Genomic DNA, 15,843 nt, shown 5'->3' on the forward strand with positions numbered 1-15,843 from the left:
GCATTTCAAACCACACGTTCAGGTGGCCCGACCTTCGCGTCCGTGACAGCCGTCAGGTCGCGGTCGCGGGTCTCCGGAGCCATGCGGGCGGCGACGAGGCTGATGACCATCATCAGTGTCATGTAGGCCGCGACGGGGATCCACGACCCGGAGAACGCGGTGAGGAGGGAGGCGCAGACGAGCGGGGCGACACCGCCGCCGAGGACCGAGGAGAACTCACGGCCCAGGGTGACACCGGCGTACCGGTAGCGGCTGCCGAACAACTCGGGGAAGTAGCTCATCTGCACGCCGACCGCGCCCTGGCCCGCCAGGACGAAGCCCACGATCATCGTCACGGTGATGGCGATCGGTGAGCCGGTGTCGAGCGCGATGAACGACGGACCGGGGAGCAGCACCAGTGCCAGGAGGATCGCGGAGTAGACAGGCTTGCGCCCGACGCGGTCCGAGAGGATGCCGAACCCGATGGCCCCGATCCCGCCGCAGGCGGCGCCGATCATGAGCACCTTCGGCACGAGAGAGGCGTCCACACCCACGCTGGAGACCAGGTACGAGGCCATGAAGACCTGATACGTGTACGACTGGGCGCTGACGCCGACGTTCATGAACAGGACGAGCAGCATGGGCCTGCGGCCGTGCCGGAAGACCTCGCCGACCGGCGACTTCGGCTTCTCGTGCTGCTCCTTGAACTCCTGGAACACCGGGCTCTCGGTGAGCCGGCGGCGGATGACCAGGGCGGCGAGCGTGACCAGCAGGCTGCTGCCGAAGACCAGACGCCAGCCCCAGCTCATCAGGGCGTCCTCCGGCAGGCTCTGCGCGAGTATCCACGCGACCGCTCCGAGCAGGGTGCCCAGGGCGGCACCGGTCATCACCAGGGAGGCCAGGCGCCCGCGTCGTCCGGGCGCCGCGGTTTCGGTGAGCAGCGTGGCGCCGCCGGCCTGTTCGGCGCCCGCCCCGAACCCCTGGAGGAAGCGGCAGGCGACCAGCAACGCGGGTGCCGCCAGGCCGACTTGGGAGTACGTCGGCAGCAGCCCGATGGCGAGGGTGGAGCCGCCCATGAGCAGCAGCGTGGCGACCAGGACCCACTTGCGGCCCAGCCGGTCGCCGTAGCGGGAGAAGAACAGGCCGCCCAGCGGACGGGCCGCGAACCCCACGGCGTACGTGGCGAAGCTGGCGAGCAGGGCGACGGCCGGCGAGACGTCGGGGAAGAACAACTGGCCGAAGACCAGGGCCGACGCCGTGCCGTAGATGACGAAGTCGTACTGTTCGAGGGCGGTGCCGATGAGCCCCGCCCAGGCGGCCCGGCGGACCGCGGCGGGGTCCGTGGCCGGGGGCTCGGCAGGTGCCGACGGCGGAGTCGGCTCATTCGTCAGGGGTTCGGTGGGAGTGTCCATCATCCATGCCTCCTTGGATGGGGATGGCCTCAGAACGCTGGGGGACGTCGAGGTGCGGCTCTGAGAAGAAGGGCTCCTAGAAGGGACGTGGTTCAGGCGGTCATGCCGCCGCGGCGGGCGACGACCTTGAGGTGGCTCAGGCGCCTGGCGGGCGGTCCGAGTCCGTGGCTTCGGCCGCGGCGCGAGCCGCTGCGGCCGTGCCGTGCCGTGCGAGGACACCGATGAGTTCGGCGACCCGCTGGGCGAAGGCGGGGTGTTCGGCGAGACCGTCCCCGAGCAGACCGGTGTCGATCACGGTGGTCACGAAGTCGGGTACGGAGGCGGTGCTTTCGGCGATCCGCTGGAGACGGCCGCGGGCCGGGTCCGCCATTTCGGCGGAATGCGGCCCCGCGTCGAGGCCCGGCGGCGCCATGCAGCACAGATAAGCGGCGACGGTGAGGGCGAGGTGATGAGGCATCCGCCCGGCCCGCAACTGGAGGAGTGCCGGATCCGGGACCCGCTGACGGAGCTTGACGGACCCGTCGGAGCCCACCTGCCGGGTGCGATGGCCGAGTGCCGAATTGGCCCAGCGGCCGAAGAGCCGCCCGACATAGGCGTCGAGGTCGATGTCGTCGGGGACGGTCAGGCTGGGGAGGTACTCGTCGTGCAGCACCCGGTGCGCCGCCTCGGAGATATGGGGTCGCGCGATCGCCTCGGGGATGGTCGCCCTGCCGTCCAGCGCGCCGAGGTAGGCGATGAGCGAGTGGGTGCCGTTCAGCAGCCGGAGCTTGAGCAGTTCGTACGGCGTGACGTCGTCGGTGAACAGTGCCCCGCCGTGCTCCCAGCCGGGCCGTCCCGCGGCGAAACGGTCCTGCATGACCCACATGCTGAACGGCTCGGCGGGGACGGGGATCTCGTCCCGCACTCCGAACCGTTCGGCGACGGTGGCCCGGTAGGCGTCCGTGGTGGCCGGCACGATCCGGTCCACCATGGTGTCCGGGAACGCCACGCTCTCGCCCAGCCACACGGACAGTTCGTCCCGCTCCGCCGGAGGCAGCGCCTGGACGAACTCCCCGACCAGCCGCGCGGTCTGTGAGCCGTTGGCCGCCAGGTTGTCGCAGCTCAGCACGGTCACCGGGGTCGCGGACGAACGCAGGCGGCGCTGCAGCCCGCGGACCACCTGGCCGATCGTGGTGCGCGGGGGAGTGCCGCCGCGCAGATCGGCCCGTACGTCGTCGTGGTCGAGATCGAGGTGTCCGGTGCGCGGCGAGAAGGTGTAGCCGTGCTCGGTCACCGTGAGGGAGACGATCCGGGTGCGCGGGGCCGCGATGGCGTCGAGGACGGCGTCCGGGTCGTGCGCCGCGACAAGCGCGCCGGTGTGCACCGCCGGTACGGTCAGCCGCTCGCCTTCCGGGGATATCTCCACGACGGTGTAGCGGTGGTCCTGCGCGCGCAGCGCGTCGGCGACGGCGGCGGAGCGGCTCGCGACGCCGAGGATTCCCCACGGGCCGTCGGTGTGTGCCAGCGCTGCGGCGGTGTGGACGGCCTGATGGGCGCGGTGGAAGTTGCCGAGGCCGAGGTGCACGATGCCGGTCTCGGCGACGGCGCGCCGGTGCGGCAGCGCGTGCTCCGGGACGGTGCCGGAGCCCAGACGGGGCAGCGAGGTCGTGGTCGTCATCTCACCAGTCCGTCATCGAGCCGTCGCGGCGGCGGGCCACCGGCAGGTAGGCGGGTTCGTACGGGAAGCGCGCCGCCAGCGTCTCGTCGACCTCGACGCCGAGTCCGGGGGCGTCGCCCGGGTGCAGATACCCGTCGGCGTACCTCCAGTCGTGCCGGAACACCTCGTGGACCAGCGGTTCGTAGCCCATGTACTCCTGGATGGCGAAGTTCGGGGTGGCGAGACCGACGTGCAGGGACGCGGCCAGTGCCACCGGGGAGACGTCGGAGGGGCCGTGCGGGCCGAGCTTGACCTGCCAGACCTCGGCCAGCGCGGCGATGCGCCGCAGATGGCTGATCCCGCCGGCGTGCGTGACACACGTCCGTACGTAGTCGATCAACTGCTCGGTGATGAGCGACTGGCATTCCCAGACGGTGTTGAACACCTCGCCGATCGCGAGTGGGGTCGTGGTGTGCCGACGGGTGTGCCGCAGTACTTCCTGGTTCTCCGCCGGAGTGACGTCCTCCAGCCAGAACAGGTCCACCTCCTCCAACGCCTTCCCGAGGCGCGCGGCCTCGTTGGGGGTGAGCCGGTGGTGGGAGTCGTGGAGCAGGTGAAGCTCGGGGCCGGCATGCTCCCGGACCGCGGCGAGCGCGCCGGGCGCGTGCCGCAGATAGGCGGGCGTGTCCCAGGTCTCCACGGTCGGCACCGAGCCCCGTCCGGCGGGCTCGTAGCTCGCCCCCGCCGCCGTGCTGCTCACCCCGTAGACCGTCTCCAGACCGGGCACGCCCATCTGTGCCCGGACCGCGAGGAAGCCACGCTCGCGCTGCGCGTCCACGGACTCCAGCAACTCCGGTACGTCCCAGCCGGTGGCATGCGTGTACGTCAGCACGCGCTCGCGGACCGGACCGCCGAGGAGTTGGTGCACGGGTTGCCCGGTGACCTTGCCCTTGATGTCCCACAGGGCCAGGTCGACCGCGCCGACGGCGGTCATCGTGACCGGGCCGCGTCGCCAGTAGACCCCGCGGTACAGGTACTGCCAGGTGTCCTCGACGCGCGCCGGGTCACGGCCCAGGAGCAGGGGTGCGACATGGTCGCGCAGGTAGGAGGCGACGGCGAGTTCACGGCCGTTGAGGGTGGCGTCGCCCCAGCCGGTCAGCCCCTGTTCCGTCGTGATCTTGAGAGCGACGAAGTTGCGGCCCGGGCTGGTGACGATGACATCCGCGGCGACGATGGTGTCCGGTTTGCTCATCGGGCCACCGCCACGATGTTGTCGAGGCTCTGGCCGCGGGCGAGTCGGCGGATGTTGGCGGTGATGTCGTCCGAACGCCGGGCGAAGGTGTGCCGGGACAGCCCGGACGAGTGCGGTGTCATCAGCACGTTGGGCAGCGAGCCGAACGGGTGCCGACTGGGCTGTCCGGTTTGGCCGCCCGACGGATAGTCGTACCAGACGTCGAGGGCCGCGCCCGCGATCACACCGTCGCGCAGCGCGTCGTACAGGGCGTCCTCGTCGACGACCGGGCCGCGGCCCACGTTGATCAGCACGCCGGATTCCCCCAACAGGGCCAGTTCCTTCGCCGCGATCAGTCCGGTGGTCCGCTCGGTGAGCGGTACGCAGACAACGACCACGTCCGCCGTTTCCAGCAGGGTGTCCAGGTCGTCGAGGGTTCCGGCCCAGAGCAGCCGCTCGGTCACGGCGTCCACGCCGCCGCTGCGCGTGACGGCCACGCCGCGCGCGCCGAACGCTCGCAACCGCTGCCAGGCGCGGGAGCCGATGTGACCGAAGCCCACGAAGCCCACCACGGCCTCGCCGAGGAGAGCGGAGTACGCCGGCGGCTCCCACGCGCCCTCGCGCAGCGCCGCGTCCTGGCGCAGGAAGCCGCGGCGCACCAGCACCGCCGTGGCCACGACGTACTCGGCGATCGCGTCCTCGTGGTGGAAGGTGTTGGCGACGAGCGCGCCCGGCGGCAGAGCGCCGACATCGATTCCGTCGGTGCCCGCACCGGCGGAGTGCACGAGCCGCAGGCCCTTCCCGGCAGCGGCCACTTCGGCGGGGCAGGTCCCCGACACCAGGACATCGGCGTCGCCCACGGCGGCCAGCAGGGCGTCGTGATCCCCGGCGGCGGACCAGCGCACCGTGGTCGAGCTCGGCAGAGCGGCCTCGAACTGTTCGCGGAACTGCGGGAGATGGGGATCGCTGACGACCACGGTCAGCCCCCTGCCGTCCTCGGCCCCGTTCGCCGCGTGTCGGTCTGTCATGCGTGCTGCTCCCTCGCGACGGAACGGGCGTGACCGGCGACCGGGCCGGTCGATCCGCGGACGACGAGCTGGGTGGGCAGCCGCAGCGTGCGCGGGTCCTGGCGCTCGCCGGACATGGAGGGGGCGAGCAGTTCCAGACTGAGCGAGCCCGCACGGTCCATCGGGACCGCGATGCTGGTCAGGGACGGGTGCGAGGTCGCGGCGAGCGGCATGTCGTCGATGCCCATGACGCTGAGGTCTTCCGGTACCCGCACCCCGAGCTGACGCGCTCCGGCGATCACGCCGAGCGCCACGAGGTCGTTGTGCGCGATGACGGCGGACGCACCGGAGGCCCTCACACCGGCCGCGGCCGCGGTACCTCCGGCCACCGTCTCGGACTGCCAGCCCAGGACGTCGAGTTCCACTCCCGACCGCTCGGCCTGTTCGCGGGCCAGGTCGACGCGGTGGCTGTTGGACCAGGAGTGCTGCGAGCCCTGGACGTAGGCGATGCGGCGGTGTCCGAGCGCGGTGAGGTAGTCGAGGGCCTGGCGCAGGCCGTCGGTGGCGTCGGCGAGGACGCAGTCGGCGGTCGTGGTCTCGCGGTTGACGAGGACGACGGGGGTCTCACCGCACAGGTCGAGCACCTCTTCGGCGTCCAGGCGCGGGGAACACACGACGAGCCCCGCGGACCTCGCACTGAGGTGGGCGATGACCTCGCGCTCGTGGTCCGGGTCGAAGTCGGTGTCCGCGAGCACGATGGTCTGCCGCCGGTGCCATCCCTGGGCCTGCGCGGCCTTGACGAAGGTGCCGAAGACCGGGTTGGCGATGTCGGGGACGATCACGGCCACCGTGGCGTTGTCGGTCGGCACCTCGACCGGGCGCGGCGGAGGCGGTTCGTACCCCACCTCCTGGGCCGCCTCCAGAACCTTGCGCAAGGTTGCCGGCCCCAGTCGCTGCGGATCGCTGAATGCCCGGGACGCCGTGGACAGCGCGACGTTCGCGCGCTTCGCCACCTCGGTCAACGTGGGGGCCACGTCGGTGCTCCGTTTCCTCGACGACGATGCCTGAACGGTGCTGCAATGTTGGGCAAGCTTGCACAAGCTTGTCAATGGTTGCGGCAAGGCTCTTGCCCACGCGGATGAGCTCAGCGATGGCTGTCTGGCTCAGCAGGGTGAGGACGGTCATGATGGCCACCCGCCGGGCATCGGTCGCGAGGGCTGGGGACGCGTCGGAAATCGGCCAGTGTGAGCAGCGCCGACGGCCTCCCGGCGCACCGCGGCCCGGACACGCCGCCGAGGCTACGACCGGCCCAGTGGCCGAACTTGACCGACAGTGCGGTCTGTTGAAGATCGGGCGCCTGGGGACGAGGAGCGGTGTGACCGAGGGGGGGAAGACCGCCGCCGCCAGCTCCGTACGCTCGGCGAGCCCTGCCCTACATTGGCGCCATGAGCCACCACTCCGAAGCGCCTGTCACGCCCGTCAGGGCCTTTGAACCTCCCTACTACGTAACCGTGTTCACCTCGGTGCGCACCCAGGACCAGGGCGGCTACAGCGAGGCCGCCGCCCGCATGGAAGAACTGGTGAAGGACGTCCCCGGGTTCCTGGGGATGGAGCACGCGCAGACCCCTGGGGGACTGGGCATCACCGTCGGGTACTTCCGCGACGCGGACGCCCTCACCGAGTGGCGCACGAACGCCGAGCACCGCGAGGCGCAGAAGCGCGGGCAAGCCGAGTGGTACCAGAGCTACACGCTGCATGTGGCGAAAGTGGAGCGGAGTCACGGCTTCACGCGAGCGCAGGACCCGCACAGACCGACAGCAGGCTGACCGATCACGGCCCTCCTACGTTTGACCAGCCCGTCCCGAGGTCACTCGGCAGATGACCCCGAAGTCGGACCCGACTTGGAGTGAGCGAATCGTGGCTGGAGAGCAGAAGTCCAAGGCGAAGGCCGAGCAGGCCAAGGGAAAGGCCAAGGAGACGATCGGCCGTGCGGTGGGCAACGAGCGGCTGACGGCCGAGGGCCGGGCGGAGCAGTCCAAGGGAGACGCCCGGCAGGCCAAGGAGAAGACCAAGGACGTCTTCAAGCACTGAGCGCGAGGGGGCCCTGCCGCGGCAGGGCCCCTGTCACGTGCCCGTAGGGAGCCCCGCGGTGCTCGTGTCGCCCCGGCGGACCCGGCAGACGATCACGGCCGTGAGCCGCTCGTAGGGAATCGGCCCGGCCTGCCGAGAGTCCCAACTGGTCGCGCGATGGTCGCCCAGGACATAGACATGCCCTGCGGGCACCCGGCCCGTCCCTCCGCCCGGCACCGGAACCACTTCGCCCGGCAGGGCCGCGACCCGCTTGATCATGCACGTGGGCGGCGCGGACCCGGCGGTGCGCCGGCCGGGCGCCGGCCTCAGTCTGATCGCCACCACCGTTCCGCGTCGTACCACGCGTATCCGGGTGAAGAGGTGGACCAAGCGCACCGGCAGCCTGGCGGCCAGCAGCCGGTCCCCGTCCGCGAAGGCCGGCCGCATGCTGCCCCCGCTGACATCGAGCAGTACGCAGCTCCCGCGCAGGACGAGGGCGAGCGCCCCGGCCGTCAGCACGAGTGCGGCCGGACCCGCCAGGCTCATCGGCATCACGGGCAGGCCCCCTCCGCCTCGGCCGGCTCGTCCCGGTAGCCGCTGGACTGGAGGGTGAACAACCGGTGGTAGGTGCCGCCGCGCGCGAGGAGCCCCCGGTGGTCGCCGAGTTCGCGGACCTGGCCTTCCTCCAGGACGGCGATGATGTCGGCGTCCTTGACCGCGCCGAGCCGGTGGGAGATCAGCACACTGGTCCGCCCGGCACGGCGTTCTCGCAGCCGGGCGTGGATCTCGTACTCGGCCGCCGGGTCGAGCCCCGAACTCGGCTCGTCCAGGATCAGCAGATCCGCTTCCGTACGAAGGAACGACCGGGCCAGGCCCATCCGCTGCCACTGTCCGCCGGACAACTGGACCCCGCTCCCGCCACCGTCGCCCTCTCCGGAGCGGAAGGTCCGGCTCAGCATGGTCGTGTAGCCGCCCGGCAGCCGGGTGAGATCCTCGTGCATGCCGGCCAGCCGTGCCGCCTCCTCGCAGCGCCGGGGCGCCTCGAGCGCGGTCAGCTCGCTGATGGCGATGTTCTCCCGGGCGGTGAGGTCGTAGCGCATCGGATCCTGGAACGTGGCGGCGATCCGTGCGCGCAGTTCGGCCGCCGGGATGTCGCGCAGGTCGGTGCCGTCCCACAGGATGCGTCCGTGTGTGGGGTCGTAGAACCGGCACAGGAGCTTGACCAGCGTGGACTTTCCGCAGCCGTTGACGCCCGCGAGGGCGAGTGCCGTGCCGTGTTCGATGCGCAGGTTCACGCCCCGCAGGACCCAGGGCAGTTCGTCCTCGTAGCGGAACCAGACGTCCTGGATCTCGATCGCCTCGCGCAGCGGGCCCGCCGGTCGGGGCCGGTGCGGGGCGGGGAGGTCGGGGCCGAGCCGGACGACGGTGACGTAGTGGTCGAACATCACCAGCGAGTGGTGCGCCTGGCCCAGTTCACCGGCCAGTCCGCCGATGCCGCTCTGCACGGCGGGGATCGCGGCCAGCAGCATGGAGACGTCGCCGACGGTCATCGCCCCGCGCGAGGCCGCCCCGACCGCCCACAGCAGACCGGCCCCGGCGAGCACGGCGGCGGCGGTCTGGAGCGCCGACTGGATGCGCAGTTCGCTGCGGTCCATCCGTTCCCGCAGGGCGTCGGCGGCACGGCGCTCGCTCATCATCCGGCCCCGCAGAAAGCCCCCGGCACCATAGAGCCGGATCTCCTTCGCGGCTTCCACGCTGGTGAGCAGGGTCGCGTAGAAGATCTCCCGGCGCTCGGAGGGGCTGATGTCCCAGAACGTCCGGGCGCGCCTTCGGCTGAGCGTGATCTCCGCCCAGAGCACCGGAAGGCCGGAGAGGGACACCACGGCCGCCAGGAACGGGTCGAGGACCGCGAGGGAAGCGACGAACCCGGCCAGCAATACCGCGCTGCGGATCAGACCGGCCGCCCCCTCGACCACCTGGGACGGGGCGAGACCCCCCGCCTGCTGGGCGAGCCGTAACTGGTCCAGGAACTCCGGGTGTTCGAACTGGCGCAGCCCGGTGAAGGTGTCGACGGCCGCGTGCAGGTCCTCGTGGGCGCGCAGGCTGGTCGCGCGCATCATCCGGGCCCGCAGATAGCCGGTGAGCTGAGGGGCTACGGCCGCCACCGTGCTGACGGCGGCCAGGGAGGTGGCCGGAGCGGCCATGCCGGCGGCGGACGTTCCCGAGGTGAGCGTGTCGAGGATGTCCTTGACCAGCCAGGTGGCCGCGACGGGCGCGGCGGCCGTCAGCAGGGTCACGGCGAGATGGCTCGCCAGCACCCAGGGGGACGAGCGGAACGCGAGCCGGAGCGCCAGGCACAGGGCACGGCCCAGGTCCCGGACGCCGGGAGTGGCGGGAGCACTGCCACGGCGGGCGGACGTACGGGCGGCGCCGGCGGACGGGCGGCTCATGCCGACCCGACCGGCGAGGCGGTGAGCGCCGCTTTGCCCACGGCCAGCACGGTGGGCGCCGTTCCGCCCGCGGCCGAGACGGCGAACTGGGAGGGATAGGCCGTGACGCCGAAGGCCGTGGTGCACGGGCCGTCAGGTTCCTCCACCAGCACCCGTGCGACGGGGACGAGTCGACGGGCCATCGTCTCGGACTCCTCGGTCTCCTCCGGCGTGGCACCGGGCGACACCACGACGGCGATCACCTGGCGACGGCCGCCCATCGCCCCGGCCTCCTCCACGAAGGCCGGCAGCTTGGTCCGGCACGGCAGGCAGCCGGTGGTGAAGAACGCCACCAAGGACCCGTCGGCGAGGTCCGTCTCGGTGAGCGGAACGCCCTCCACACAGCGCGTGGCGAATGAGCCCACGGTCGCCCCCACGGGGATGCCGCCCGTGTCGGCCCCCATGGTGCCGTCGGGCCGGTCGCGGAGTCTGCGGAGGACGGCGAGGGTCAGCAACAGATCCCAGGTGCACAGGGCGGCGACAGCCACGAGGGCGACGGCCAGGTAGACCATGGCGGGCCTCTCCGGATAGGCGGATCAGATGACGACTTGGTGACTTGGTGACTTGATGACTCAGCGACTTGGAGACTTGGCGAGTGACGGTCGCAACAGCGCGACCACTTCGTCCCCGGTCACCACGACCACGGCACACACGGCGCCGATCAGCCAGGCCGCGAACCAGCCCTGCCAGGACAGGGAGCCGGCGCCCGGTACCCCTGGCACGGCCAGCAGGACGGCGACGAGCAGCAAGGCGTTACGGACGAGTTGGGCCGCACCCGGCGCGTGGTCTCCGGACCCTCCGAAGCAGCGGCACGCGACCGCGCTGCCGTCGCGCACCGCGCGGGCGACCGCGTACGTGAAACCGGCCAGCAGGACCGCCGCCACCGACAGTCCGGCGCTGCCCCACCCCGGCACGAGGAGCGCCGGCACGGTCGCGCCCTCCAGGGCGACGATCCCGGCCGCCACCCAGGTCGCCCAAGGGCGGCGCACGCGCCCGAGCGTCACGACGGCGTCCGTGAACCCCGCGAACGGCGCCCGGCCGCGGGTCTTGCTCGCACAGGCCACCGCGAAGACGAGCGCGAGCAAGGCCTGGCACGTCGCCGAAAGGAAGATCACGAATGCTCCTCGAGTCGGGATGGGAAAGTGGCGGCCGGGCCCCGCCCCCCAAGGGGGCCCGGCCGCCTGGATAGGGCCGGTTTACGACGTACCGGCCTTACGACGTACCGGCCTTACGACGTGCAGCCGCACCGCACGAACTCGCGGCGGTTCAGATCGCACGACCACACGCGCTGCGTGTACTGGTTGTGCGAAGCACAGGGCTGGTTGCGGATGCAGCGGTACCACCACTCGCACGCCCCGGCGGTCTCCCGCGGCAGCAGGCGGTCCAGCATCCGGTCGGCGAGAGTGCGAATCGACTTCATCGGGCGAGATCCTTTCGTCAGGTGATCCCCGTGACGCACGGGGTGGTTGATCCGGCCGGTCGGCCTCGGACGGGCTCGACCGGGCAGGGCACCCAGCCTGTGTGGACGGGCGTTCAGCGCACCAGGGAGTTGGGCTGTCCCGGACGCGGCGGCGCTGTCCGGGCTGGTCGCGGCGCTGTCCGGGTGCTGTCCGGGTCCTGTCCGGCACTGTCGCGGAGCTGTCCGGAACACGAGAGTGAGGGGACGGGGATTGGCAGAATTCCGGATTGTCCATTGCCAGGGGCACGACGAGGATGGCCGGACATGGGGAGACAGCGTCCGTTGCCGCACGAGGCGTGCAGCGCCGCGGAGTTCGTGGTCTGCATGCGACGGCTCAAGGAACAGGCCGGTCTGACCTACCGGCAGTTGGAAGCGAACGCGGAACGGCGTGGTGACGTGCTCGCGCGGAGCACCGCGGCCGACGCGCTGCGCCGGGACTCGCTGCCGCGTGCCGAGGTGGTCGTCGCGTTCGTCCGCGCGTGCGGGGGAGACGAGGACGTCGCCGTCTGGCTGGAGGCCAGGGACCGGCTGGCCGCCGCCGAGCCACCGGAAGCGGACGAGGGCGCTACACCCGTGGACGGCGGGGCGGCACCCGGGGATGACGGGCGGACACCCGCGGCCGACGGCTCGTCCCCCACGCATGGCGGACAGACACCCGTAGACGACAGTTCAACGCGCGATGCCCCGGCACACGCCGTCGACGGACCGACGCCCGCCCCGGCAGCCGTCTCGACACCGGAACACCCCACCGGCCCCCTGGCCTTGCGCGCGGGCGACGGCTCGGTCTGGGGCCGGGTGAGGAACCGGCGTGCCCTGGCCGCTTCCCTCGTCGCCGCGCTCCTGCTCGCCGCCGTCGGAGCCTGGGCGCTGCTGCCCGGCGAGACGGGCGAACGGGGCGCGGGAACGCGCGCGGCCGGTGCCGGGCCACGCCTGGATCCCTCCTCGGTCCCCTCCTCAGCCACCGACGTCAAGGGCCCGCCACCGGGACCGTCCCGGATCCGCCCGGCCCTGGCGCCCAAGCTGTGCGTCACCGAGGGCCACGACCGCAAGGGGCGCTACCGGAGCCAGGTCGCCGTCCAGCGCCCCTGCGGCGACGCCACACCGCCCGACCTGGAACTGGTGTCGGTCGGCACCACAGGCTCGTACTACATCCAATGGCGCCATCCGGTGTACGGCGACGGCTGTCTCACCGCGCTGGGCAGCGGCCATGTCGTCGAGGGCTTGCTCGAACCCTGGCCCTGGGAGAGCTGCTCGGCGGACCGCACCAGCCAGCACTTCTTCTTCGACCCCGCCGGAGGCTCCGAGGCCGACGGCTACCGGATCCACGTGGTGCAGAACGGGATGTGTCTCGGGATCAAGGGCGCCGACGACCGGGCGGCCGGCGCCGAGATCGCCCAGCAGCGGTGCACCGGGGCTCGGGACCAGGAGTTCCTGGTGGACGCCGTCGAATGAAACCACCCGTCACACCGTGACCGAGGTCGCCTCCTCCAGGGGGAAGTGGCATGCCGCACCGTGGAGAGGCGCACCCGGCGGAGGCTCGGGTACGGCTTCGGCGCACAGGTCCCGCGCCCGGGGGCACCGGGTCCGGAACCGGCAACCGGACGGCGGGTCGGCGGGAGAGGGGATCTCGCCGGTGAGCACGATCCGTTGCCGTCGGCGCCCGCTCCCGGCCAGAGGCGAAGGGGCCGCCGACAGCAGCGCCTCCGTGTACGGATGGCGCGGCCGCTCGTAGACCTCCTCCGTCGGGCCCGACTCCACGATCCCGCCGAGGTACATCACGGCGACCCGGTCGGCGAGGTGCCGCACCACGGACAGGTCGTGCGAGATGAACACGTACGACAGCCCCAGCTCGTCCCGCAGGTCGCACAGGAGGTTCAGCACCTGCGCCTGCACCGAAAGGTCCAGCGCGGAGACGGGTTCGTCGCAGACGATCACTTCGGGTTCCAGCGCCAGGGCCCGGGCGATGCCGATGCGCTGCCGCTGCCCGCCGGAGAACTCGTGCGGGTGGCGGCCCGCGTCCGACGCGCGCAGGCCGACCATCTCCAGCAGTTCACCCACGCGCGCCGCCCGCCGTGCAGGAGGGACCAGGTCGCGATGGGTCAGCCACGGCTCCCCGATGAGATCCGCCGCGCTGAGGCGGGGGTTGAGCGATCCGAACGGATCCTGGAAGACCATCTGCACTTTCCGCCGCCAGGCGAGCAGTTCCGCACCCGACAACGCGAACGGGTCGACGTCCTCGTACCGCACGGTGCCCGCGTCGGGCCGCTCCAGCAGCAGGAGGATCCTGGCCAGCGTGGACTTGCCGCAGCCGGACTCGCCGACGAGGCCGAGGGTCTCCCCGCGTCCCAGGGTCAGGTCCACCCCGTCCAGCGCCCGCAGCCGGGTGCCGCCTCGCAGGGTCCGCCGGACCGTGAAGCTCTTGGCCAGGCCAGTGGCCTGCAGCAGGGTCCCGGGTTCAGGCATCGGCCAGTTCCTTCCCGAAGTGGCACGCGGCGGCCCGGCCTGCTCCGGTACCGGTCAGCGCGGGCCGGTGGGTGACGCACCGCTCCCGGGCCAGGGGACAGCGCGTACGGAAGGCACAGCCGGCCGGCACCGAGGCCGGGTCCGGCGGGCTCCCGGGGATCGACATCAGGCGGGAGCCCCGGTGCTGCTCGGCCGGCACCGACTCCAGCAGCCCCTGGGTGTAAGGGTGGTGAGGCCGGCCGAACACCTCGGCCACCGGCCCGGTCTCCACCACCGTCCCCGCGTACATGACGGCGACCCGGTCCGCGTGCTCGGCGGCGAGCCCGAGGTCGTGTGTGATGAGGACGAGGGCCGTCCGCTGCTCGCTCCGCAACTCGCCGAGCAGATCCATGATCTGCGCCTGCACGGTGACGTCCAGGGCCGTCGTGGGCTCGTCGGCGATCAGGACCTTCGGCCGCAGCGCGACCGCCGTCGCGATCAGCAGGCGCTGCCGCATGCCTCCCGAGAACTGGTGCGGGTACGCGGCCGCCCGGGAGCGGGCCTCCGGGATGCCCACGCGTTCCATCAGCTCAACGGCCCTGGCCCGCGCCGCGCGCCGGGACATGCCCTCGTGGATGCGGAACGGCTCAGCCAGCTGCGCTCCGACCGTGTGGACGGGGTTGAGCGCGCTCAGCGCGTCCTGGAAGACCATGGCCAGACCCGGCCCGGCCAGTCGGCGCCTGGCCCGTGCTCCGAGCCCGAGCAGATCTTCGCCGTCGAGCCGGACCTGCCCGCCCACGACCTCGGCGACCGGGTCGAGCAGACCGGCGACGGCGTGTGCGGTCATGCTCTTGCCGCAGCCCGACTCGCCCAGCAGCGCCAGCGTCTCGCCCGACCGCACGGCGAAGCTCACGCCTCGGACGACATGGACCGGCCCGGCCGGAGTGTGCACGTTGACGGACAGGTCGTCCACGACCAGGACACCGGCCGACGGCGACAGTTGGGTGCTGGTGCTGGTGCTGGTGCTGGTGCTGGTGCTGGTGCTGGTGCTCGTGCCGGTGCCGTGGTCGCTGTGTGCCACGGGGGCGGTTGCCGTAGAGGGGTCGGCGGAGACGGCACCGCTCGCGCTCGCCGTACGGTCTCCAGAACCGGCCGCGCTCCCCGCCGTCGAACGCTCGTCGGTGACCGCCGTACGCGACCCCCGCAACCGCCGCCCGAGCCCCTGCCGCCACCGCTGCCCCGGATCGGTCATCAGCCGGGCCCAGGAGGCGAGAACGGTCGCCGACACGGTCGTGACGACGATCGCGAGGCCGGGAAAGAGGGCGATCCACCACGCGCTCTGCAGCTCCTGCCGCCCCTGGGCGACCATCAACCCCCAGCTCATGTCCGGCGGTTGAATCCCGATGCCCAGAAAGCTCAGCGACGACTCGGCCAGCATCACGAAACAGAAGTCGAGCGCGGCGACGGTGAGCAGCGTGGGCAGCACGCTCGGCGCGACATGGCGCCGGACGGCCGCCCAGCTGCCCGTGCCGAACGTCCGGGCCGCGTCCATGAACAGCCGGCTGCGCAACTCCGCGGCCTCGGCCCTGGCGGTGCGCAGGTACACCGGGATCCGGGCGACGGCCAGCACCAGCACGATGCTCGCGGCACTCGGCGAGAACACATACAGCACGACCACGGCCAGCAGCAGGGAGGGGAAGCTGAGGATCACGTCGGCCACCCGCAGCGACACGCTCTCGCGCCAACCGCCGTGATAACCCGCCCACATGCCCCACACCGAGCCGATGACCAGTGAGCACAGCACGGCGGGCACCGCCACGGCCAGGGTCGTCCCGGCCGCGGCGAGCAGTCGCGCGGCGACGGGCCGGCCGAGGGAGTCGCTGCCGAGGACGAAGGCCCAGCCGTGGTCGAGACTGAAGGGAGGCCGGCCCGGGTCACGCAGGTTCTGACGGGTCGCCAGGTCCCCGGCCAGAAGTGGCCCCAGTACGGCGCTCAGCGCGACCAGGAGCAGGAGCAGGGCCGCCGCGCAGGCGAACCGGTCCCGGAGCAGCAGCGCGAACCACCGCCGCCGTACGGTCGTGGCGTCCGTCTGGGATATGGCCTTCTGAAGCATGTCCC

15 protein-coding genes are annotated in these 15,843 nt (G+C 72.0%); 3 read left to right on the plus strand and 12 right to left on the minus strand.

What is annotated here, in order from left to right:
• Nucleotides 1-5 precede the first annotated feature (5 nt).
• The 5 genes from AC07DF_RS10410 to AC07DF_RS10430 all read right to left on the minus strand — a co-directional run bounded on the left by AC07DF_RS10410 (nt 6) and on the right by AC07DF_RS10430 (nt 6,299).
• Nucleotides 6-1,394, minus strand: coding sequence for an MFS transporter (locus tag AC07DF_RS10410; protein ID WP_478969055.1), 1,389 nt, complete (start codon nt 1,392-1,394; stop codon nt 6-8).
• A gap of 133 nt (nt 1,395-1,527) precedes the next feature.
• A complete protein-coding gene (locus AC07DF_RS10415) occupies nt 1,528-3,048 on the minus strand; it encodes a mannitol dehydrogenase family protein (RefSeq protein WP_478969057.1) in 1,521 nt (506 codons plus the stop codon).
• Nucleotide 3,049: 1 nt separating this feature from the next.
• Nucleotides 3,050-4,279 carry a D-mannonate dehydratase ManD gene (manD, locus tag AC07DF_RS10420; protein ID WP_478969062.1) on the minus strand — a complete coding sequence of 410 codons (1,230 nt, stop codon included), beginning with the start codon at nt 4,277-4,279 and terminating at the stop codon, nt 3,050-3,052.
• On the minus strand, nt 4,276-5,286 hold the full coding sequence (locus AC07DF_RS10425; protein WP_478969064.1) for a 2-hydroxyacid dehydrogenase: 1,011 nt from the start codon (nt 5,284-5,286) through the stop codon (nt 4,276-4,278). Before AC07DF_RS10425 ends, manD begins: the two co-directional genes overlap by 4 nt.
• The gene (locus AC07DF_RS10430; RefSeq protein ID WP_478969066.1) at nt 5,283-6,299 is read right to left on the minus strand and encodes a LacI family DNA-binding transcriptional regulator; all 1,017 of its coding nucleotides are present in this window, start codon (nt 6,297-6,299) and stop codon (nt 5,283-5,285) included. The genes AC07DF_RS10425 and AC07DF_RS10430 overlap by 4 nt, the downstream gene beginning before the upstream one ends.
• 411 nt (nt 6,300-6,710) lie before the next feature.
• Here AC07DF_RS10430 and AC07DF_RS10435 point away from each other — a divergent pair, with 411 nt between their 5' ends.
• Both AC07DF_RS10435 and AC07DF_RS10440 read left to right on the plus strand, forming a co-directional pair.
• A complete protein-coding gene (locus tag AC07DF_RS10435; protein ID WP_478969068.1) occupies nt 6,711-7,091 on the plus strand; it encodes an antibiotic biosynthesis monooxygenase family protein in 381 nt (126 codons plus the stop codon).
• A gap of 91 nt (nt 7,092-7,182) precedes the next feature.
• Nucleotides 7,183-7,356 carry a CsbD family protein gene (locus tag AC07DF_RS10440; RefSeq protein ID WP_184586600.1) on the plus strand — a complete coding sequence of 58 codons (174 nt, stop codon included), beginning with the start codon at nt 7,183-7,185 and terminating at the stop codon, nt 7,354-7,356.
• A gap of 33 nt (nt 7,357-7,389) precedes the next feature.
• Here AC07DF_RS10440 and AC07DF_RS10445 read toward each other — a convergent pair whose 3' ends face one another.
• The 5 genes from AC07DF_RS10445 to AC07DF_RS10465 all read right to left on the minus strand — a co-directional run bounded on the left by AC07DF_RS10445 (nt 7,390) and on the right by AC07DF_RS10465 (nt 11,244).
• A complete protein-coding gene (locus tag AC07DF_RS10445; RefSeq protein ID WP_478969494.1) occupies nt 7,390-7,887 on the minus strand; it encodes a S26 family signal peptidase in 498 nt (165 codons plus the stop codon).
• Entirely contained in the window at nt 7,887-9,785 is a 1,899-nt protein-coding gene (locus tag AC07DF_RS10450) for an ABC transporter ATP-binding protein (RefSeq protein WP_478969072.1), read from the minus strand. Before AC07DF_RS10450 ends, AC07DF_RS10445 begins: the two co-directional genes overlap by 1 nt.
• Entirely contained in the window at nt 9,782-10,336 is a 555-nt protein-coding gene (locus AC07DF_RS10455) for a TlpA family protein disulfide reductase (protein ID WP_478969074.1), read from the minus strand. The genes AC07DF_RS10450 and AC07DF_RS10455 overlap by 4 nt, the downstream gene beginning before the upstream one ends.
• A 60-nt stretch (nt 10,337-10,396) precedes the next feature.
• Nucleotides 10,397-10,939, minus strand: a complete 543-nt coding sequence (locus AC07DF_RS10460; RefSeq protein ID WP_478969076.1) for a MauE/DoxX family redox-associated membrane protein — start codon at nt 10,937-10,939, stop codon at nt 10,397-10,399.
• Between the two features lie 113 nt (nt 10,940-11,052).
• Entirely contained in the window at nt 11,053-11,244 is a 192-nt protein-coding gene (locus AC07DF_RS10465; protein ID WP_399026646.1) for a hypothetical protein, read from the minus strand.
• A gap of 303 nt (nt 11,245-11,547) precedes the next feature.
• Between AC07DF_RS10465 and AC07DF_RS10470 the strand changes: the two genes are divergently transcribed.
• Nucleotides 11,548-12,735 (plus strand): RICIN domain-containing protein, encoded by a 1,188-nt coding sequence (locus tag AC07DF_RS10470; protein WP_478969079.1) that lies wholly within the window; start codon nt 11,548-11,550, stop codon nt 12,733-12,735.
• A gap of 9 nt (nt 12,736-12,744) precedes the next feature.
• On the opposite strand, the gene AC07DF_RS10475 is transcribed toward AC07DF_RS10470, so the two are convergent.
• Nucleotides 12,745-13,746, minus strand: a complete 1,002-nt coding sequence (locus AC07DF_RS10475) for an ABC transporter ATP-binding protein (protein ID WP_478969081.1) — start codon at nt 13,744-13,746, stop codon at nt 12,745-12,747.
• A complete protein-coding gene (locus AC07DF_RS10480) occupies nt 13,739-15,838 on the minus strand; it encodes a dipeptide/oligopeptide/nickel ABC transporter permease/ATP-binding protein (RefSeq protein WP_478969083.1) in 2,100 nt (699 codons plus the stop codon). The genes AC07DF_RS10475 and AC07DF_RS10480 overlap by 8 nt, the downstream gene beginning before the upstream one ends.
• Nucleotides 15,839-15,843: the final 5 nt, after the last annotated feature.

This window comes from Streptomyces sp. NPDC044719 (genome assembly GCF_056433405.1).